Below are 19531 nucleotides of genomic sequence, written 5' to 3' on the forward strand. Positions count from 1 at the left end.
GTATTAATCCATTAATAAATAAACCACAGACAGCTGTTTTCACTTTTCGAAGAACACCAAAAGGAATTCTTCAAAAATAAAAAACGTTAATAACGCGCTGCTAATTTCAATTCCTGATATTTTTTCCAGACTTTGTGGGCATACATCATACGCTGCGGATAGTTCTCTCTTTTTAATCCGGCGTTATAAGCCCCTACTGCTTCCCAGTTATAACCGTAGACCTTAATCATGTTTGAGAGAATCGACGCTCCCACCATAATTGAGGTACAGGGTTCGGCCATCAACCGATACTCATCAATGCCTTTTCTCTCAAGCTCCGTAAAGTGTGAGCTGTTTATTTGCATTAATCCGACATCGCGTGTGCCATCATGATTTTGCCCTACCGCATACGGGTTCATCCCCGATTCAACGTTAGCGATGGCGTACAGCAAATAAGGATCGACATGATAATAGTGCGCGGCGTTATTCCAACAGTTTGCCAGTGCGCCGTGGCTTATTATCAATAATAACAAGATGAACTTTTTCATTTTTACCTGCTGACATTTTCGGTTATTTCTCCTGGCCAACATCCTGTAAAATGAAGTTTGAATTGCTCCCCCCAATAAGGGGGGAGCATTTATTGGGCTAGATTATTTGCAGTCTGTTGCTGCGCCTTCTTTTACCCATACATCGCTGTTAGCCGGGTTATCACCACGGGTCCACCATTTGGCACGGTAAACGCTGCCCTGGTAAGTGGTGGTATCACCGCCGTTATAGACCAGGTCAGAACGCCAGTTCATCTTCACGTTGCTCACCAGTTCCCATGCATCCACACCGAAGCCAGGCTGGTTGCCCTGAGTCCAGTACTTCGCTTTCCACACCAGATGGTCGAAGCTTACGGTATCGCCATTGTTGTAGATTTTGCTGGCATCCCAGGCAGCATATTTGCTGGCGTTAGCATCGACAGGCGCGTCGCAGCTACCGGTTGCAGAACCTTCGTCAGATGGCGGAGTCACATCATCAGCCGGAGGGGTCACATCGTCAGCTGGTGGGGTCACATCGTCAGCCGGAGGGGTCACCTCATCAGCCGGTGGCGTTACGTCAGCCGGTTTTGGATTCACAGTCACCTGCACGTTAGACTGCACGCTGGTTTTACCATCCGTCACAACAACGCTCAGCGTGTAAGAAGAGGTATTGTTCACCTCTGGCGCAGTGATGCGAACGTTAGCAGTATCGGTACCCGTTGCGTTCATATCAGCCGGTACGCTCCAGCTGTAGGTCAGCGCATCGCCATCAGGATCGGAGGCTTGTGCATGCAGAGAAATCGCTTCACCGGATTCAACGGTAACGGATTCCATGGCATTGATCACCGGAGCCTGGTTGGCCTTAGGCGCTTTGTTCACTACCTGTACGTCGATAGCGTTGCTCAACCCTTTAGCGTCGGTCACGGTCAGGCGGAACACCAGGTTCTGATCGCTGGTCACGGCCGGTACGCTGAAGCTGGCTTTCGCTTTGGTGCTGTTCGCCAGGGTCACGGTGGCGCCGGAAACCTGCGTCCATTTATAGGTCAGCGCATCGCCGTCCTGGTCGCTGGAGGCTGAGCCGTCGAGCGTGACAGTCGCCGGGCCCGTTACCGTCATGTCGGTTGCAGAAGCGACCGGCGCATGGTTGGTTACAACCGGCTCAACAGGCGTAGAGCTGCCGCCCAGCAGGCTTTCGTTCATGGCATTCAGGATATCGCCGTTATCAGATTCGATAGACCATGCGAACAAACCACCCAGGTTTTTGCTCAGCACGTATTTGCCTTTCGCATTGACGGAACGGGCGTTATCGTATGTCACCAGCTCACCGGTGGATTTGTTGAACACGTACGGCGCTTCTGCTGCTTCGTCGTATTTGTATTCCCAGCCTGGTTTGCCCAGCATCTGGTTTACAATCTGACGGTAGTCAACAATACCGTTTTCCCATGTCCCTTTGATTGGACCCGTCGCGGTACCGGTGAATGGATTGTCACCCGTGTAACCGTGAACGCCGGTCCAGCCGCGGCCATACATGCCCGCACCGACGACGATCTTGCCAGGCTGAACGCCCTGCGCCAGCATCTCTTTCACTGCGTTATCGGTGGTGTAGTTGGTATCTGGTTTCCAGGACGCACCGTACAGCGCGGTCTGGTGACCCAAATCGGTATTACTCCACGCACCGTAGAAGTCGTAGCTCATCAGGAAGATATGGTCGATGTACTGCTGCGCGGTGTTGTAGTCCACGTCTTCGATCTTATCTTTACCTGCACCGATTGCCGTGGTCAGCTCGTAGGTACGGCCAGTTTCCGCAGACAGCTCGTTCAGCATCTGACGCAGGTCATGCATCAGCGCGGTGTAAGTCGCTTTGTCGGTCTGCGGGTTACCCAGCTTGGCGTTCTCACCGCCGCCGCCCGGGAATTCCCAGTCGATATCCACACCGTCGAACACTTTCCAGGTGGTCAGGAAGTCTTTAACGGACGCAACGAAGCGGTCGCGCAGCACTTTGTTATCCATCTGATAGAACGGGTCAGACAGAGTCCAGCCGCCTACGGATGGCAGGATTTTCAGATCAGGATGGGCTTTTTTCATCGCCATCAGCTGGCCGTAGTTGCCTTTGTACGGGTCGTCCCAGTTGCTTACGCCCTGCTGAGGTTTTTGCAGCGCAGCCCACGGGTCGTGGATCGCCACGGTGTAGTCCTGGCGGCCCTGACAGGCGCGTTTCAGAGACTCCAGCGCGCCGGAGGATTTGGCGCTGTCGTTAATGCCGTCGCCGCCACAGATTGGAATGAAGCCGTACAGCAGGTGGTTAATGTTCGCGACAGGAATTTTGTCTGCCGAGAAGTTACGGTCGTACACGCCCCACTCAGGGAAGTAAGCGCCAACCACTTTATCGGTGTGCTGCGCGAACGCTTTGTTGTTTTCCAGCAGCGGGGTGTTCAGAGGAAGCAGGTGGCTACCGTCGGTGTCCGCCACGATGATCAGCTTGCTGGCGCTCTTGGTGCAGCCGCTGTCGTTACACAGCTCAACCTGCTCCTGATAGCGTCCGCCTTTCTTCACTTTAAAGGTCGCAGAGCCTGCGGCACTACCCGCACCGGTCCAGACGGTCTTGCCGTCCAGCAAAACTTTTGCAGACGTTGGGGCATCGCCGCTCCAGACGTTCCACTCCACCTTCACGTCAACGCCATCTTTATGCACTTTGATGAGGTTGTTGTAGTCCTGTGCCGCCTGATCCACCTCTACCAGCGCAAACTTATCATTGCCTGATGTAATTGACGGTGTACCCGGCGCCGCTGCAAATACTGAGCTTGTTGCGGCTGCAACAAAAAGCGCCAGATATTTAGGCTTCATAAATTTCATTTTTTATTTCCTGATAAATTTATTCGTAACGTAATAATCCATGTCTTCCTTGAGAGCATGGAGTCTATTTGCGTAATGCGTATTTAACCAACCTGAAAACCGTGACAAAAAACGTCTTGCTGCGTTGTATTCCTCCATAAAAAGATACAAGCCCAAATTCCGTGTAGCTTATATCTTTTACGATACACTGAGCGCAAAGAGACATCCTTCTCTTCCACCGTCAAAAAAACTTATAAAAAAACTTGACCTGTATATTTAAAATATGAAAGCAAACTGCTGTCCAATAAACACGACTATTCCAGCAAATGACAGATAGGGTCCGAAAGAAATAGTGAGGTTATTTTTATTTAAATTATTTAACGCGAAATAGCCCGCGATACCGCTCAACGCTGCGGCAAGTTCAATTGAAGGCAGCGCCTGCCAGCCGCACCAGGCGCCTAAGGCCGCCAGCAGCTTAAAATCGCCGTAGCCCAGCCCTTCCCGCCCGGTCAGCAGGCGAAAGGCCCAGTAGAGCAGCCAGAGCGACAGATAGCCCGCTACCGCACCGAACAGTGCGTCCTGCAACGGCAACCTGTGGTCAAATACATGGAGTAAGAGACCTGCCCACAACAGCGGCTGGGTCAGGCAGTCCGGGAGAAGCTGATGCTGCCAGTCGATCATCGCCAGAGGCAGTAAAAACAGCGCGAGTAACCACAGCGAAAACAACCCCTGAACGTCCGGCATGCACCAGGCCGTAACGCCAAAAAACAGCGCCGAGAAAAATTCGATCAAAAATAACCGCAGCGGAATGGTCGTGCCGCAATGGTGGCAGCGTCCCCGTAATAACAGCCAGCTGACCAGGGGGATATTTTCCCATGCAGCAAGCGTGTGCTGGCACACCGGACAGTGCGAAGCAGGAAAGAGCAGATTGCCGCTTCCCTCTTCATCCATTACGATCCCCGGCAGGCGCTCGGCAACAACGCCAAGAAAACTGCCCATAATCCCGCCCAGGATCGTACTCATTATCGGAAAACTAACCGGGCAGGCCTCCCGGATCAGCGAGAAGGTATTCATGCGTTTTTTGCCCAGGTGAGCTGCACCTGCGCTTTTACATCACTGAGATGGTCAACCGGCGTGAGGTTTATTTTTTGCAATCTGACGCCGGAGGTTTGATTAATTTCGCGCAGCCAGTTTTTTAATTCATAAACATTTACCCGATTAACCACGAACGATAAAGTTTGTCCCTCCTGGCGCACGTCCGTCAGCGACAGGTTAATTTCATTGGCGCTTTTCTCGACCACCGTGCGTGGATTATCCGTTTTGACTAACTGAACCTGAAGATGATTTTTATCAATTTCATTGCGCATCCAGTTAAGCGTCTCTTTTTGTCTTTTAAGCGTCGATTTACTATTTTGAATCATATTATCCAAAGGGATGACTCCTGCGTAATACACCGCAGCCCCAAGCAGGGCAACGATGCAGAGTTTTAAAATAACTTTCTCCCGGGCGCTGTAGTTCTGGTAGCGTGATTTCAGCTGCGCGATTCGCTCTTTCATTTATGTTTCCCTACGATCATGGCGGTATAGGGTTTGGTGGTTGAAACAGGCTGTAAGGTAAAATCGAAATTCTCACGGGTCTGGTTAACAAACGCCTGCAACGCGGGCTGGTTTTGCGCGCTGACGCTCAGCGTCAGCGTGTTTTGCTGCGCATCGTATTCCAGAAGATCGATTTCCATCGCAGGCACTGACTGCCGGGCGGCCGCCAGCTCGTCCAGCTGAAGGAAGATCCCCTTACTCTGTTTTTTGACGTTCTGACCAAAGTGATATTTGATGTTGGTCTGGTGACGCATGCTGGGGAAATGGTGCTTATACACCTGGAGGATCTCTTCCTGTATCTGGTTTTCCTGCTGCACCAACATCCAGGCCATCGCAATGCGCGGCCCCAGCAGCAGGCCAACGGACAGCAGGCCCGCAATTGCCACTGCGGCTTTCATGCTTTTCGCGACGCGCCCGTTACCGGCCTTAAGGCTGAATTCACCGTGAAGCAGATTCACGCGACAGGCCTGCCACTGCGGCTGGATCAGCACCAACGGATGCTGCCAGGGCTGGGCAATGTCGACGTCCACACCAGCAGGCGCTTCGCCGTAACAGCACACATCCCCCTCTCCGGCCTTCTGCATCAGAAGCGGCAGCAGGCTCGCTTCCATTTCGCTGGCAACATGCGGTGATAAACGTAGCCAGTAGCCGTCGTCCTGAGCGACAAGAGTACTTCCGCCAGCCGTCACGGGCAGCAACCAGGCATCCGGCAGCACCTGGATCACTTTTAACCCCGCCTCCTGACAGCGGCTTAACCACCCGCGCAGCAGATCGGCGTCTATCGCCACCGCATCAACCTCAGCGCCTTTTTTGTTCAGCACCGTCCAGTGGAGATTATCCACCTCGCCAATCAGCGTCTCTTCCGCCATCCAGGAGAATGCCGTCGCCTGAGAGGCGACTTTCTTCGGCAGCGTAAAATGGCGGAAGATCATGCTGCTGGCGGGCAGCAGCAGACAAACACGGGCCGCCAGTGGGTGGTCCGCCAGCGCGTCCAGGCTCTCCAGCGTCTCAACCTGCTGGCTGCCGGAGACACACCCCATTATTTTCCCGCCCTCGCGGTTATCGGGACGAACAAAAAGTACCTGTTTCATAGCGATCTACTTTTCTTATTCAATCATTCGGTAACGACGTTGCCACGTCACGATCTCACCGGCCTCGTTATTGACCTGAAGCTGGCTAACCACGCGAAGCGTTAATTCATCGGTATTGCCGGTATAGTTCACGCGGAAATACCGGCTGCTGATGGAGAGAAGCTCAGCCACCTGCGGGAGATCGTCTTTCAACTGCGGGAAGGTCTGCTCCAGCGCTTTGCTGAAGGTTTCCATATTTTCCCAGCCGGTTTCTGGACGCGAATCAATCAGGCGAACGGCATCATCTTCCGTTAATTTTCCGGGGAACAGGGCGGCCAGTAAGGCGGCCTGTTCCGGTTTCAGGGTGTTCACATCCACCTTGCTGGCAGAGTCCGGCAGCGCGCAGAGCAGCTTGCTCACCTTCGGATATGCCGCTACCGGGAACGCGGGCAGCTGTTTGATCTCAGCAATGGTGCGCATCATCTGGTTCGCGGGCTGTCGGGCGGGCACAACGCCCGCCCAGGCATCGCTCTCTGCACCGTCTTTGGCCGTCGTCGCGTCGCCATCGAGATAGTCCACCAGCTGTTGATACACCTCTTCTGCCGTAGTGTGGCTGATGCCGCTTTCCGTCAGGATCTGCTCAACAATCTGCTCGTTGCGCGGTTTTTCCGGCACGGCGGGCGCGTTTTGCCCCTGTGGTATTTTCTCTGCGGCCAGCAGGTTATTGACGTTAAAGCAGTCCTGCGCGTCTTCCACCTGGCTGACCACCGTGTAATCTTCGCCCCGCGTCTCCAGCGGCTGGTGCCAGTCGCCGTCAAGGTTCAGGGCCTTGTTTTCACCGGTGGCATCGGTCTGCAGGCGATCTTTCACCACCTTCTCCTGCGCCTGCATCGCCCAGCGCAACTGCTGCTGGCTGACCTGATAATGGGTTTTCTGCAGATTGCGACAGAACTGCTGGCTAATTTTGGCGGCCAGCGCCGACATCATGACCAGCAGGATCAGCACCACCAGCAGCGCTACCCCTTTCTGTTTACGTAATGCACTCATGATTTTGCTTCCGGTGCCGGCAGCGGCGCAGGTGCGGTCTCTGGCGCAGCGGCGGGCGTCGCCGCCGCTTCAGGCATATCGCCCGGGGTCGTAAAGACCCAGCGCCAGGTATCGCCGTTTTCCATGTTCAGCGTCAGCTCCACGCCGTCCGGCAGATGCGCCGGGTCGCTCCAGCTTTTCTGCCAGCCCTGACGGTAAAAACGCCACTGCAGCGATTTCACCTCACTGACAATCGGCACTTCATCGGGCTTCGCGTCCACCGGGCCATCAATCACCGGCCAGACGTCGCGATACAGACGCCCCTCTTCCAGGCGCCAGCGCACACGCTCCAGCTGGATCGTTCCGCTCACGCCATTCAGCGTGGTCAGCTCAAGCGCATCATCCACCTGACGAAACAGATCCGGCTCGTTACGCGGGGCGCGCGCCTGCAGCTGGTAGAAATCGCGCTCCATCAGATTCCAGGCCCGCTGCAGCTGATTGAGCTTCGCGGCGCTGGCGTCGGTTGCCGAACTGGTGCGCATTGCGCCGTCCAGAATTTGCCAGGCCAGGGTGCTGATCACCGCGAAAATGGTCAGGGCAATCATGATCTCCAGCAGGGTAAACCCGCGCTGGCGTCGCGTTTTTTTCACTTGCTCTCTCCCGGCGGAACGATCTGCAAAGCGATAACCGGCTGGCTGTCGTCCCCTTCCGCGTAGACGCGAATGGCGTTCGCCCAGCCGTTGTCGGCGGTTTTCACCCGCTGCTTGCGCCAGTTCCAGCTGCGCCCGCCCATGATTTCCGTCCCCTGCGCCTCGGCGTCCGGGAAGTCGGTTTTCGTGAGCTGCGCTTCCGCCAGCTGATTTTCCGCCACCCAGCTGGCCTGCAGGGTATCGGCCAGGCCGTGAGTGAAACGCACGTTCAGGGAGACCGAATTCATCAGCGCCAGCGCGGCGGTGGAGAAGATCACCAGCGCGACCATCACCTCCAGCAGCGTCATCCCCTTTTGCTTTTTGCCGTTAGCCATCGTTCTCTACCGATACAGGCGCAGCGCCTTGCGACACAACGCGGAAATGGTGCTGTTTGTCATAGCTTTGCAGCGTCAGCGTGAAGCGGCTGATTTCGCCGTCCGGTAAAAAGAGCACCTGCGGATCGGCGCTTACCGTGGCGGCAAGGCGCTGGGGCGAGAGCGAAACGTGCATCTCTTCCGGGAAATCGCCTTTGGTGGTAATACGCCCGGCGGATAACGGCACCCAGTGACGTTCGCCGTTTTTATCCTCAAGCGTCACCAGCTGATAATTATCCGTCGTGATGACCAGCCCGACGATATTTCCGTCCATCACCGCACGGTCTGAACCATAATCAACGAGGGCTTTTAATTGCTGGCCAAATATATCCGCACCGCTGCGTGAGGGTATGGTTGACACCACCATCATGGCGCAGCTGGCAAATATCACCAGCGCCAGAATAATTTCCAGCAACGTAAAGCCGCGTTGTTTAGTCATTATTTCTCTTTCTTATCCAGAGACCAGTTCGTAATATCATCGGCGGTATTGGCTTCACCGTCCGGACCGGCGGAGAATACGTCGACCGCGCCGTGTTCGCCCGGGCTAACCAGAATATAATCTCCGCCCCACGGGTCCTGCGGCAGGCGACGGATATAGCCATCAGCACGGTAGCCGTTCGGGATTGGCGCGATTTCAGGCTTGGTGACCAGCGCCTGTAAACCCTGCTCGGTTGTCGGGTAGCGGTGGTTATCCAGCTTATACATATCCAGCGAACCTTCGAGCGCGACAATATCGCTGGTTGCTTTTTGCGTATCTGCTTTTTCTTTATTGCCCATTAAGTTTGGCACTACCATGCTCGCCAGTACGCCGAGAATAACAATGACCACCATTAATTCGAGCAAGGTGAAACCCGCCTGACGCGCCAGGTTTTTACGTTTTAAAGCCATGATTTAACCTACCATATTATTAAGTTGCAGAAGCGGTTGTAATATTGACAGCACGATGAATAAAACAATCGTCGCCATGGATACCACCAGCGCCGGTTCAAATACCGACAGCGTTAATGTAATTCGATGCTGCAATGCCGATTCCTGGTTTTCCGCCGCGCGGTCCATTAAATTGCCTAATTCCCCGCTCTCTTCGCCGGAGGCAATCATATACAGCATGGTTGGCGGGAATAATTTCGCCTGCTCCAGCGCCGCATACAAAGATGCCCCCTGGCGCACGGTATCCGCCGCCTGCTCCAGCACCTGCCGGGCGTAGAGGTTTTCGATACCGTCCATCGCGATGTACATCCCCTCCAGCAGCGGCACGCTGCTGGCCTGAAGAATGCTCAGGGTACGGATGTAGCGGGCGCTGTTGATGGCGCACACCAGCTTTTTGATCGGCGATCCGTTCACCAGCCAGCTATGCCAGCGGAAACGGTTTTTGGCGTTTCTCAGCCAGGTCTTAAAGCCGACAAACCCGCCGCCGAGGATCCCCACGATGTAGATCCCGTACGCCTGCAGAAAATCACTCACCGCAATCAGCGTGCGGGTGGTGATCGGCAGCTGCTGCTTCATGTGGGTGAACTGCTCGATCACCTGCGGCACCACCGCCACCAGCAGAATGCTGATGACCGCGATGGCGACCACGGTCAGGGTAATCGGGTAGACCATCGCCTGCGTCAGCTTGCTTTTCATCTTCTGGCGCTGCTCGTTGTACTCCGCCAGCTTCTCCAGCACGTCGCCCAGGTGGCCGGTTTTTTCGCCGGCCATCACCAGGGTGCAGTAGAGCTTGTCGAAGGTGCGCGGAAACTGGCTAAACGCGTCGAACAGCGTGTGGCCTTCCACGACTTTCTCGCGGATCTCCACCACCATCGCCGCCAGCTTTTTGTCCTCCGTCTGCTTCGAGATAGCCTTCAGCGCGCTTTCCAGCGGCAGCGCGGCGTTGACCAGCGTCGAAAGCTGGCGGGTAAACATCGACAGCACCGGCGTGGAGAGCTTTGCGCCGGTTTTCGCTTTACCGGACGCCGCCTCGCGGGTTTCGTTGATGCTGACGGGCATCAGCTTTTGCTCGCGAAGCCACTGGCGAACCTGCTTTTGCCCCTCGGCCTGCAGCGTGCCGCGCTGGGTTTTCCCCGCGCCGTCCGTTGCGGTCCAGGCGTAGAAGGCCATTACGCATCCCCCCCACGCTCGGCGGTGACGCGCATCACCTCTTCCAGCGAGGTCACGCCGCTAATCACCTTCAGCAGCCCGTTTTCACGCAGGCTGTAAGCCTGCTTAAAGAGTTGCGTCTCGATGGACATTTCGTCCTTATCTTCATGAATGGCGCGGCGCATGGTGCTGTCCACCACCAGGAACTCATGAATACCGGCCCGGCCCTGATAGCCGCTCTGGCGGCAGTGTTCACAGCCCACCGCGCGGTAGATTGCTTTTGGCGGCGCGTCCATAAAGCTGAACAGCGCTTTTTCATTGGCATCCAGCGGACTGGTAGTCCGGCAGTGCGTACACAGCCGACGCACCAGACGCTGGGCAATGACGCCGAGCAACGATGAACCGATTAAAAAGGATTCCAGCCCCATATCCCGCAGGCGCGTAATCGCCCCGGCGGCGCTGTTGGTGTGCAGCGTAGACATGACCAGGTGACCGGTAAGCGACGCCTGCACCGCAATTTGCGCGGTCTCACCGTCACGAATTTCCCCGATCATCACCACGTCCGGGTCCTGACGCAGAATGGCGCGCAGCCCGCGGGCAAAGGTCATGTCCACGCGCGGGTTAACCTGCGTCTGCCCCACCCCTTCCAGCTCGTATTCAATCGGGTCTTCAACGGTCAGAATGTTGCGTTCGTGACCGTTCAGTGCCGAAAGAATGGCGTACAGGGTGGTACTTTTACCGGAGCCTGTCGGCCCGGTGACCAGGATAATGCCGTGCGGGCGGTCAATCAGCCCTTTCAGCTTCTCCAGCTCTTCATCAATCAGGCCCAGCTTGTTGATGTCAGGCTTAAGATTGCTTTTATCGAGCAGACGCATCACCACGCGCTCGCCGTACTGGGACGGAATGGTCGAGACGCGCACGTCGATCGCCTTGCGACCAATGCGCAGGGAGATACGGCCATCCTGCGGCAGGCGCTTCTCGGCGATGTCGAGTTTTGACATGACCTTGATGCGCGATACCAGCAGCGGCGCGAGCTTGCGCGCAGGCTGCAGCACCGGGCGCAGCACGCCGTCAACGCGGAAGCGAATGCTCAGCGTGCGCTCAAAGGTTTCGATATGAATATCCGACGCGCCGTCCTTCACCGCCTCGCCGAGAATGGCGTTGATCAGGCGGATCACCGGCGAGTTTTCGTCGTTATCGAGCAGATCTTCGTTATCCGGGATCTCCTCGGTTAACGCCATCAGGTCGATATCGGCGTCCATATCTTCCACCAGCTGCTGTGAGACGCCGCTGCTCTGCTGCCAGATTTTGGCCAGCATCTCGTCAAACGCTTCCGGCGTGAGGGTGACCGGGACGAACGCGCGTCCCAGCACCCGGCGCACTTCCAGCAGTGCAAATGCCGGGGTGTCATCACGGATATAGACGTCATTGTTATAAAATAAAACGCCGTTATCTTTTGCGTAGCTGCTGCTACACAGTGTTTTACTCAGTTCGTCCACGTTGCCCCTCCGCCTTACTCTTTAAACGGATTGCGTGTCGCGCTGGTTTTCACCGGTGCGGCATGGGTGGCCGTCTTAGTGTCGGCAGACGGAAACGCGGGCAGAATGGCGTTATCCGCTGGCTCAATAATGCCGAGCTTATTCTCCTCCACGCGCTGCATCTGGCGAACGCGGATCTGGTCATATTTCTCTTTCGACGCGGCGCTGTAGTTGTCGTCGTCACGCAGGACGGTGGTATGGATAAACACCATCAGGTTGCGTTTCGACGTGTCCTGCGAGGTGTAGCGGAACAGCTGGCCCACCAGCGGGATATCGCCGAGCAGCGGCACTTTGGAAACCGACTGCTTGGTGACGTTTTCCATCAGGCCGCCGAGCACCACCGTCTGGCCACTGTGGACCATCACTTCGTTATTAATGGTGCGAGTGTTGAAGGTTGGGCCGAGGCTGGCGTCTTCCGTCGCGCTGTTGTCAACGCTGGAGACTTCCTGCTCAATCTTCAGGTGGATCATGTCGCCGTCGTTAATCTGCGGCACAATTTTCAGCTTGGTACCGACGGTCTTACGCTCAACGGAGTTAAAGACGTTGTCGCCGCTGGTGGTCTGCGAACCGGCAAGGACCGGCACGTCCTGGCCCACGTTAAACGACGCTTCTTTGTTATCCAGCGTGACCACGCTCGGCGTGGAGAGAATGTCGTTTTTACCGTCGGTGGAGAGCGCGGTCATCAGGGCACCGAAGTCGCCGTTGAAGAAACCGGTCGCCAGGCCGGTGAAGCTTGCCCCCTTCATGGTGCCGTTTTTAATCTGGCTGATAGGCAGGCCGGTTGAGCCGAACTGCACGCCGCCGTGTTTGCTGGTCCACTGCACGCCGAGATCCAGGCCGTTACCGTCCTGCACTTCAGCAATGATCGCTTCCACCAGCACCTGCGGACGGCGAATGTCGAGCTTGTCGATCACCTTCTCCAGGGAGTTCATCACGTTAGGCTGCGCGGTGATCACCAGCGAGTTCGTTGACTCATCGGCGCTAATATTCAGATCGCTGGCCGCCGTGGCGGTTTTCGACTTCGGCGCACCCGCCTTGTCTTTCAGCTGCTCGCCAATACCGGTCAGCACCGGAACCACTTTGGTGGCGCTGGCGTATTTGAGGTAGAAGACGCGGGTATTCCCCTCGTTGTTCTGCTCGCGATCCAGCTGATGGATCAGGGAACGGGTGCGCATGCGCGCATCTTCCGAACCGCTGATCACCAGGCTGTTGGTCTCGTCATCCGCTACCACCTTGGTGGCGAGCTGCGGCGCGTTCTGCCCCTTCTGCTCTTCGTTGTTGAGGTTGTTCAACATGTCGGAGAGCTCTTTGGCGGACGCAAAGCGCAGCGGCACGATTTCGCGACGCTGAATGCCGTCTCTGTCGACGCGCTGCACCAGATCCACCAGGCGGTTCACCACCGAGGCTTTCCCGGTTAACAGCAGGACGTTCGACGGCTCAAAATGCACCACGTTACCGATACCGGTGGCATCGTTCAGCTGGCGCAGCAGCGGCGCCAGCTCGCGCACCGGCACGTTTTCCATGCGCACGACGCGGGTGATGATCTCATCGCCTTTGCCCGGATTTTTGCTGTCGGCCAGCGGGGCCCCGGCGGTGCGGGCTACGCTTGAGCGCACCACTTTCACCATGCCGTTGTCCATCGGGATGACAGACAGACCGTACAGGTCCAGCACGCTCAGGAAGAACTGGTAATACTCATCTTCCGTCAGCACGTTATAGGTTCTGACCGACACCGTGCCCTGAACGGACGGGTCGACGAGAATGGTTTTGTTAAGATTGCGGCCTACCGTATCGATAAACTCGCGGATATCGGTATTTTTAAAGCTCGCGCTAAAGTTAGCTGCAAGCAGCGAACTGGAATATAACGACAATGCGGTCAGCGCCACGCACGCCCAAGGAAATTTCTTCATGTCTGTACACTTGTTAATTGTTTAGAACATTAACCCGAATATTTTCAAGGTGAGCGTGACGTCTGACGACGACCTCCGCTTCTTTCATTTTCGACCAGTTGGCAATAATACTTTTTGCCTTTGCTTCATCGGTCATATCGACAGAGTTGACTTTCACAGCCACGTCGCCCTTTTCCAGCCCGGAATGGCTGAAGAATGCTGAGGCATTCCTTGGATTGATGTTGTAGCCTTCCAGTTGGCCTTTTTCGATTACCGGTTTTAACACCAGATAATCATCCAGATGCACGCTTTCCGCGCCTGCATCTTTCGTCGATTTGGTTACCGGGCCGCTTTCAACGCCGCCCTTAAAATAGTCAGGCTTATTTAACGCCAGTACCTGCGTAGCACCTTCATAATTAACCACCACATTGTCTTTGTTAATTTCCTGAATAAAGGCATCGTTAAAACCGGTCAGCGGCTCGCCTTCGCGATAGCTGCGCTGGCCTGCCGGGGTTTTAATCACCGCAAAGGAGAGCCAGGCATCGTCACTGCTGACAATTCCTTCAATTTCCGCTGCCAGCGGGGCTTTCGCGGCAGCCGGTAAGTTATCCTGACGCACCGCAGCCGTGAACAGAGTAAATGTCTTTTCTTCACGACGATTTTTCAGCGGCTGTTCATCAGATTTAGCCAACTTATTCGTAACTTTTTTATAATCTTTAAACGTGAGATATCCTTGCTGGCCGCAAAAAATTAACAGCACAAACATAATACAAGGCGTTATCCACCGTGACAGAAATGAGAACCTCATTTTTCATCTGGCCTTTAGCAAAGCGGAAATAAGCAGCATCGGGCTGCGCCAATATGTGTGAAAAATAGTAATTAACTGCCGTAAATACGACCATCGACTTCGCCATTAACTTTAATAAAAAAAACTATTGACCAAAGAAAATCGGGATGTTAGGTCATTACAACTGGATATTTTTACCCTGTGCGCAAATTGACCACCCTGTAGCGTTGCTTTACTTTCTCGTCCTGTTGCTATTCCTAATCAGAGACGGTAAGTCGTTATGTATCAGAGCCACTTTAAATTTAAACAACCGCCATTCAGAACAATCACGGCTTTCTCCGGCGATTTTCTGGTGCCTTATCATCAGGACGTATTCAACCTGCTGAAAGAGAAAAGCCAGGTGGCGGGAATTATCGGGCTCTTTTGCAACGACGCACCGCTGCTGGGCCACTTCAGCGATGCGCTGAAGGCCAGCCTTCCTGGCGCCATTGCCATCAACGCGTTTCCTAAGCTGAGTGCCAGTAGCCTGCTGTACAAGCTCAACCCGGGAACGAAAGAGAGCAAGAGCCGCATTCAGGCGGTGGATGCCGTGCTGCATCAGTGGCAGGGCGGAAAAAACCGCAGCAAAACCCTGGTCATCCGTCACGCGGAAGCGATGAAGGAGACCTGCCGTGAGGTGCTGGGGATGTTGCTTACGCGTGCTCAGGAGCTGGAGTTCCGTCTGTCCATCGTGCTGATGGGCAGCGCGGAGCAGGAAGCCGCCCTCTTACCCCCATCTGAACTTCGCGAATATGCCCATACCCGTCATACATTGCGTCCCCTGACCTGCCGGGAATTTCTCAGCTATGTGCAGGCGCAGTGTGAAGAACACGGGTGCGAGAATTCGCCGCTAACCCCGGCGCGCGTGCGCAAGATGCACGCGCTGACCAAAGGCAACATCAGCAAACTGAATGAACTGGCGCACCTGTCAATGCTCGCGGCCTGGACCGAACGTGCAGCGCAGGTCAGCCCGCGTCATTTACGCCTGGCGGCAGGCGAGATCCTCCCGGCAAAAAAACACGGTAAGCGCCTGGCGACCGTGGGATTGTTCGCCTCGGTTCTGTTCGCCGCCTGCGGATGGTATTTAACCGCCTCAATCAATGCAAAACTGCCGATTCAGCTTCCCGTACCGGCGAGCTGGAAACAGCAGAAGCCAAAAGCCGACGCGCCTGTCGTGCCGGTTATCGATAATGAAGTGGTTAATCAGCCGGATGCGATGCACCAGCTGTACCTGATGTGGGGGTATGACGCCTCCGCGGATGATGCGCTGTGTCAGAACGCCGGGAAGGTCAATCTGATGTGTAAACAGGGCAACGCGTCACCGGATGCGCTGGCACAGGAGGGTTATCCGTGGGTCAGTGAACTCAAAACCGGTAACCATCTTAACTACGCTGTTGTCGCCCGCGTAGGCGATGACTCGATGGATCTGCTGATGAATAACCGCACCTGGCAGGTGAGCCGCAGCTGGTTTAACCAGCATGCCACCGGTAACTTTACCCAGCTGCATCGCCTGACGCCGGAAGGCAAAGATGCCATCAGCGCCGCCAGCGATGCGAAAGACATGGGCTGGCTGGATCAGGCGCTGAGTCTGGCTCTTGGCCAGCCTGAAACCCATGCTCAGACCTGGACGGCTGAGATGATGAAACGCACCCGCGAGTTCCAGCAAAAAATGCATCTGCATGTGGATGGCATTCCTGGGGAAGATACGCTGATGCAGTTAATGCGTGAAACCCATACCACGCCGAGCGTGTTGATTCAGGCCACGCATGCCACACCGGACGCCAACACGCAGGAGAAGCATTCCTAATGTCTACCATCTGTCTTGCGGCTCAGCGCAGCTACGTCACCGGAGAGGCGGTCTGGTTTTCGTACCGCCTCCCCAGCCTGAGAAAAATTTGCGGTCATACCTTTTTATGGGTATTGGGTTTGTGCGCCCTGGTCATGGCAGGGCTGTACGCGCATATTTACTGGAATTTGCGCCACCCGGCCCCTGAACCGGTAAAAGCGAGCGTCGCTAAACCGGAAACGCAGCTTTCCGATATGCATTATGTGTACGTGAGTAAACCGTTCCCGCATCCGCATCCTAAACCGGCGCCGGTACGGGAAGAGATGCCGCCCATGCAGGATCTGCCGATAAGCACCGATGATGCTGACTGGCAACAGGCCCCTGACAGCACCGTGCCGCAGGATGCCGGGCACGATACCTCGCGTGATACCCTGCCGGGAACCGAGGCGCACGAAAACGCCACCGCGTCGTCGGGAAGTGAAGATGCTTCGTTAGCCGAATTGTTTAAGCAGGCGTTAAAAGAACAAGAGCAGGATTATTCTCAAGGCAAAATTCCCGCGCCGCCGGTTGACGAAACGCAGGATCAATCGCAAAGCAGTTTGTTGCATAACGATCACGTCCAGTCTCCTTTGAGTAAAAAAGGAGACCGGCTGGAGTAGTTAATATTTTTCAGGCAGCGTGGTGAGGTTAAGCAGACGACCTTTCTCCACCACAATATATTGACCTTTTTTCAGGTCGGAGAGGATTTTAATAATGGTACTGCGGGCCAGGTTGGTATATTCCTGAATATAGTCATAAATATTAATATCGCGCTGTTGGTGAACAATCAGCTCATTAATTTCGTAGAGGAATTCGCGGACCACAGAATAGGCGCTACGGGCGACCAGAACATCATCGCGTTTGCTCAGCAGGCAGATGTACCAGGAGAGCACTTTGGTCAATTCAGGCCACAGATTTTTCTCGGTCATAAGCTGCGCGAAGGCCTCTTTTTTGATGCTGCGTACCACGGTATTTGCGCGGACCAGGCCGTACATATGGGCTGACTGATAGAAAATAGCGGACAGGCCAAACACGCACTGTCCGGTGACGGTAAACATGCAGAGTTCGTCTGATTCACGACGGAATTCGACTTCGCCGCTGACGATAATATGAATATACTGAGAGTCAGCCGTGGAAATTTTCTGCCATTTCTTTAAGGTTTTCTCTTCAAAACCTTCCGTGGCAGAAATAATGGCTTCCATTTCAGGTTGTGGACGTAATTTTTTACCGTAAATGCTTAACATTGTTATACCCATTTAAGATTAGATTTATTAGACATAGCATGGCCGCGGTATTAAAACCGAAAACCAACAATCTTTTCCTGATGAAAGGCTCAAGGAGAAAATAAGAACGCCTGCCGGCAGCAATATTTTTTTGATTTACTTAGCAAGCTATGTGTCTATCTTAAATCCGGATAATTTTAAGTCAATTTACTAAAAATGAATTGAGTTTGTACTTAAGATTAATCTCAAGCACAAATAAGGGGAAAACGCGCATTCGGGCGCAAACCGAAGGTTTACCCCTGCCCGTATTTCTCTAAAAGGGCTTCTGCAATGGCCATCGTTTCCACATCCGCGACGCCGTTCCATACCTGCGGGCGATAGTGCATCTGGAAGGCGGTGATAACGCGTTGCTGCTGCTGATCCGTGGCGTTGTCCGGCACCTCATAGCCATAGCGCATCAGCAGATCGAGCAGGGCTGCACGATCTACCTCCTGATAGCGCGGACGACCATTGATATAGAAGTTCACGCGCCCGGCATCGGGCCAGGCCCCAATCCCCTGCTTCGCCAGCGCCTGCCAGGGAAACAGCGGGCCGGGATCGTCCTTACGCTGGGGCGCGATATCAGCATGCGCCACCACGTTCTGCGGTTTAATGTCGTACCGGGCGATAATGTCTTTCGCAAGCGGGATAAGCGCCGCGATTTGCGCGGGCTCAAACGGGGCGAAAACTTTCACACCGTCGCGCTTCTGCCAGCCGCGGTTCTCCAGCTCAATGCCGACAGACGTGTCGTTGATCCGGTTGGTGCCGCGCCAGAAGCTGATGCCCGCATGCCAGGCCAGCTCGCTCTCCGGCACCAGCTGCCAGATGCGCGGTTTGCCGTCGGGTGCGGGCGGCTTCGCAGGGATGAGATAGTGGGAGCTGACGTTTTTGTCCGTCAGCGTGGCCAGCGAGGTGTCGAAGTCGTCGGCGGTGTAGTGGATCACCAGCACCTTTATCCGCGGGTAGGCCGCCTGCGCCTGATGGCGGGTATCCAGCTCGTAGGCACCTTTATCAACAATGCCTTTTTCCTGGGCGCATCCTGCCAGCAACATCGCCAGCAGGAGCGTTGAAAGCGAGCGCTTCATCGACGGGTTTTCACCGCCGTGCCGCTTACGCTCACCATCAGCATGCTCGAATCTTTGCCGACGGTTTCATAATCAATATCGATTCCTACAACGGCATCTGCGCCCAGCGCTTTGGCCTGCTCGCCCAGCTCCTTAAACGCAATTTCGCGCGCTTTACGCAGCTCTTTTTCGTACGCGCCGGAGCGTCCACCGACGATGTCACGAATCCCGGCAAAGAAATCCCGGAAAATGTTCGCGCCCAGAATCGCTTCGCCGGTGACCACGCCGCAATACTCGGTAATGGTCTGTCCTTCCAGGGTTGGCGTTGTTGAAAACTGCATACTTTCTCTCCTTCTTTAGCGTTCAATGCGTTAGCAACAGCATTATCGGTTCGTTACGCTATGATTGAAAGGATAGTTAATAAATAAGGAAATCAACATGCGCTACTCTGCTTTAACACTTTTAGTGCCCTGCGCGCTGGTGCTCAGCGCCTGTACTACCACGGTCACGCCAGCCTTTAAGGATATCGGTACCCGCAGCGGCCCCTGCATAGACGGCGGCCCGGATACCGTGGCGCAACAGTTCTATGATTACCGCATTCAGCATCGCGGAAATGATCTCACCGCCCTGCGCCCGTACCTGAGCGATAATCTTGCAAAACTGCTCAACGATGCCACTCGCGATCCGCAGCATAACGCCCTGCTGAAATCCGATCCGTTCTCCAGCCGCACCACGCTGCCGGACAGCGCCGAGGTGGCCAGCGCGTCAACCATCCCGAACACCGATGCGCGGAACATTCCGCTGCGCGTGAAGCTGACCCAGGGAACCCAAACCTGGCAGGACGAAGTGCTGATGATCCGTGAAGGCCAGTGCTGGGCGGTGGACGATGTGCGCTATATCGGCGGCAGCGTTCATGCCCCGGCCGGCACGCTGCGCCAGTCGATTGAGAACCGCTAGATCAT

At 55.1% G+C, this 19531-nt stretch carries 20 protein-coding genes; 3 read left to right on the plus strand and 17 right to left on the minus strand.

Features of this window, described 5'->3' with window-relative positions:
* Positions 1–86: 86 nt before the first annotated feature.
* From iagB to gspC, 14 genes are all read right to left on the minus strand, one after another.
* Positions 87–527 carry a type III secretion system invasion protein IagB gene (gene iagB, locus INF73_RS18840; protein WP_048959679.1) on the minus strand — a complete coding sequence of 147 codons (441 nt, stop codon included), beginning with the start codon at positions 525–527 and terminating at the stop codon, positions 87–89.
* Positions 528–629: 102 nt separating this feature from the next.
* On the minus strand, positions 630–3356 hold the full coding sequence (locus INF73_RS18845; RefSeq protein WP_047368191.1) for a glycosyl hydrolase family 18 protein: 2727 nt from the start codon (positions 3354–3356) through the stop codon (positions 630–632).
* A 255-nt stretch (positions 3357–3611) separates the two neighbouring features.
* Entirely contained in the window at positions 3612–4409 is a 798-nt protein-coding gene (locus tag INF73_RS18850) for an A24 family peptidase (RefSeq protein WP_193540360.1), read from the minus strand.
* Positions 4406–4891: a type II secretion system protein GspM gene (gene gspM / locus INF73_RS18855; RefSeq protein ID WP_045261799.1), complete on the minus strand. Its 486-nt coding sequence runs from the start codon at positions 4889–4891 to the stop codon at positions 4406–4408. Before gspM ends, INF73_RS18850 begins: the two co-directional genes overlap by 4 nt.
* The gene (gene gspL, locus INF73_RS18860) at positions 4888–6021 is read right to left on the minus strand and encodes a type II secretion system protein GspL (protein WP_193540358.1); all 1134 of its coding nucleotides are present in this window, start codon (positions 6019–6021) and stop codon (positions 4888–4890) included. The genes gspM and gspL overlap by 4 nt, the downstream gene beginning before the upstream one ends.
* A 15-nt stretch (positions 6022–6036) precedes the next feature.
* Positions 6037–7047, minus strand: a complete 1011-nt coding sequence (gene gspK / locus INF73_RS18865) for a type II secretion system minor pseudopilin GspK (protein WP_045261800.1) — start codon at positions 7045–7047, stop codon at positions 6037–6039.
* Positions 7044–7676, minus strand: coding sequence for a type II secretion system minor pseudopilin GspJ (gene gspJ / locus INF73_RS18870; RefSeq protein WP_193540356.1), 633 nt, complete (start codon positions 7674–7676; stop codon positions 7044–7046). Before gspJ ends, gspK begins: the two co-directional genes overlap by 4 nt.
* Positions 7673–8050, minus strand: coding sequence for a type II secretion system minor pseudopilin GspI (gene gspI, locus INF73_RS18875; protein ID WP_028012527.1), 378 nt, complete (start codon positions 8048–8050; stop codon positions 7673–7675). Before gspI ends, gspJ begins: the two co-directional genes overlap by 4 nt.
* Complete coding sequence (gene gspH, locus INF73_RS18880; protein ID WP_193540354.1) at positions 8043–8528, minus strand: type II secretion system minor pseudopilin GspH; 486 nt, start codon at positions 8526–8528, stop codon at positions 8043–8045. Before gspH ends, gspI begins: the two co-directional genes overlap by 8 nt.
* Positions 8528–8977, minus strand: coding sequence for a type II secretion system major pseudopilin GspG (gene gspG, locus INF73_RS18885; protein WP_028012525.1), 450 nt, complete (start codon positions 8975–8977; stop codon positions 8528–8530). Before gspG ends, gspH begins: the two co-directional genes overlap by 1 nt.
* A gap of 3 nt (positions 8978–8980) precedes the next feature.
* On the minus strand, positions 8981–10186 hold the full coding sequence (gene gspF / locus INF73_RS18890) for a type II secretion system inner membrane protein GspF (protein ID WP_193540352.1): 1206 nt from the start codon (positions 10184–10186) through the stop codon (positions 8981–8983).
* Entirely contained in the window at positions 10186–11664 is a 1479-nt protein-coding gene (gspE, locus tag INF73_RS18895) for a type II secretion system ATPase GspE (RefSeq protein ID WP_193540350.1), read from the minus strand. The genes gspF and gspE overlap by 1 nt, the downstream gene beginning before the upstream one ends.
* Before the next feature lie 14 nt (positions 11665–11678).
* Positions 11679–13613 (minus strand): type II secretion system secretin GspD, encoded by a 1935-nt coding sequence (gspD, locus tag INF73_RS18900; RefSeq protein WP_193540348.1) that lies wholly within the window; start codon positions 13611–13613, stop codon positions 11679–11681.
* Between the two features lie 13 nt (positions 13614–13626).
* Positions 13627–14358 carry a type II secretion system protein GspC gene (gspC, locus tag INF73_RS18905; protein WP_059358020.1) on the minus strand — a complete coding sequence of 244 codons (732 nt, stop codon included), beginning with the start codon at positions 14356–14358 and terminating at the stop codon, positions 13627–13629.
* A 301-nt stretch (positions 14359–14659) separates the two neighbouring features.
* Between gspC and INF73_RS18910 the strand changes: the two genes are divergently transcribed.
* Both INF73_RS18910 and INF73_RS18915 read left to right on the plus strand, forming a co-directional pair.
* Positions 14660–16225 (plus strand): ExeA family protein, encoded by a 1566-nt coding sequence (locus INF73_RS18910; RefSeq protein WP_028012520.1) that lies wholly within the window; start codon positions 14660–14662, stop codon positions 16223–16225.
* Positions 16225–16863, plus strand: a complete 639-nt coding sequence (locus tag INF73_RS18915; protein ID WP_028012519.1) for a hypothetical protein — start codon at positions 16225–16227, stop codon at positions 16861–16863. Before INF73_RS18910 ends, INF73_RS18915 begins: the two co-directional genes overlap by 1 nt.
* Here the strand turns inward: INF73_RS18915 and INF73_RS18920 are convergent, their stop codons facing one another.
* The 3 genes from INF73_RS18920 to INF73_RS18930 form a co-directional block, all read right to left on the minus strand.
* Positions 16864–17487: a helix-turn-helix domain-containing protein gene (locus INF73_RS18920; RefSeq protein ID WP_028012518.1), complete on the minus strand. Its 624-nt coding sequence runs from the start codon at positions 17485–17487 to the stop codon at positions 16864–16866.
* Between the two features lie 272 nt (positions 17488–17759).
* Entirely contained in the window at positions 17760–18590 is an 831-nt protein-coding gene (locus tag INF73_RS18925) for an N-acetylmuramoyl-L-alanine amidase (RefSeq protein WP_192970835.1), read from the minus strand.
* Positions 18587–18910, minus strand: a complete 324-nt coding sequence (locus INF73_RS18930; RefSeq protein WP_028012516.1) for a heavy metal-binding domain-containing protein — start codon at positions 18908–18910, stop codon at positions 18587–18589. Before INF73_RS18930 ends, INF73_RS18925 begins: the two co-directional genes overlap by 4 nt.
* Before the next feature lie 97 nt (positions 18911–19007).
* Between INF73_RS18930 and INF73_RS18935 the strand changes: the two genes are divergently transcribed.
* On the plus strand, positions 19008–19526 hold the full coding sequence (locus INF73_RS18935) for a lipoprotein (RefSeq protein ID WP_028012515.1): 519 nt from the start codon (positions 19008–19010) through the stop codon (positions 19524–19526).
* Positions 19527–19531 lie beyond the last annotated feature (5 nt).

The sequence above is a fragment of the Enterobacter cloacae complex sp. P6RS genome, assembly GCF_014982245.1.
Lineage (GTDB): Bacteria > Pseudomonadota > Gammaproteobacteria > Enterobacterales > Enterobacteriaceae > Enterobacter > Enterobacter bugandensis.

Excerpts from the sequence above, each read along its gene's own strand:
- gspH (WP_193540354.1), bottom strand. The coding sequence starts at position 8,528 with ATGACTAAACAACGCGGCTTTACGTTGCTGGAAATTATTCTGGCGCTG.
- INF73_RS18920 (WP_028012518.1), bottom strand. The coding sequence starts at position 17,487 with ATGTTAAGCATTTACGGTAAAAAATTACGTCCACAACCTGAAATGGAA.
- INF73_RS18845 (WP_047368191.1), bottom strand. The coding sequence starts at position 3,356 with ATGAAATTTATGAAGCCTAAATATCTGGCGCTTTTTGTTGCAGCCGCA.
- gspK (WP_045261800.1), bottom strand. The coding sequence starts at position 7,047 with ATGAGTGCATTACGTAAACAGAAAGGGGTAGCGCTGCTGGTGGTGCTG.
- iagB (WP_048959679.1), bottom strand. The coding sequence starts at position 527 with ATGAAAAAGTTCATCTTGTTATTATTGATAATAAGCCACGGCGCACTG.
- INF73_RS18850 (WP_193540360.1), bottom strand. The coding sequence starts at position 4,409 with ATGAATACCTTCTCGCTGATCCGGGAGGCCTGCCCGGTTAGTTTTCCG.
- INF73_RS18935 (WP_028012515.1), top strand. The coding sequence starts at position 19,008 with ATGCGCTACTCTGCTTTAACACTTTTAGTGCCCTGCGCGCTGGTGCTC.
- gspF (WP_193540352.1), bottom strand. The coding sequence starts at position 10,186 with ATGGCCTTCTACGCCTGGACCGCAACGGACGGCGCGGGGAAAACCCAG.
- gspC (WP_059358020.1), bottom strand. The coding sequence starts at position 14,358 with ATGTTTGTGCTGTTAATTTTTTGCGGCCAGCAAGGATATCTCACGTTT.
- INF73_RS18910 (WP_028012520.1), top strand. The coding sequence starts at position 14,660 with ATGTATCAGAGCCACTTTAAATTTAAACAACCGCCATTCAGAACAATC.
- gspG (WP_028012525.1), bottom strand. The coding sequence starts at position 8,977 with ATGGCTTTAAAACGTAAAAACCTGGCGCGTCAGGCGGGTTTCACCTTG.
- gspD (WP_193540348.1), bottom strand. The coding sequence starts at position 13,613 with ATGAAGAAATTTCCTTGGGCGTGCGTGGCGCTGACCGCATTGTCGTTA.
- gspM (WP_045261799.1), bottom strand. The coding sequence starts at position 4,891 with ATGAAAGAGCGAATCGCGCAGCTGAAATCACGCTACCAGAACTACAGC.
- gspL (WP_193540358.1), bottom strand. The coding sequence starts at position 6,021 with ATGAAACAGGTACTTTTTGTTCGTCCCGATAACCGCGAGGGCGGGAAA.
- INF73_RS18930 (WP_028012516.1), bottom strand. The coding sequence starts at position 18,910 with ATGCAGTTTTCAACAACGCCAACCCTGGAAGGACAGACCATTACCGAG.
- INF73_RS18915 (WP_028012519.1), top strand. The coding sequence starts at position 16,225 with ATGTCTACCATCTGTCTTGCGGCTCAGCGCAGCTACGTCACCGGAGAG.
- INF73_RS18925 (WP_192970835.1), bottom strand. The coding sequence starts at position 18,590 with ATGAAGCGCTCGCTTTCAACGCTCCTGCTGGCGATGTTGCTGGCAGGA.
- gspI (WP_028012527.1), bottom strand. The coding sequence starts at position 8,050 with ATGGCTAACGGCAAAAAGCAAAAGGGGATGACGCTGCTGGAGGTGATG.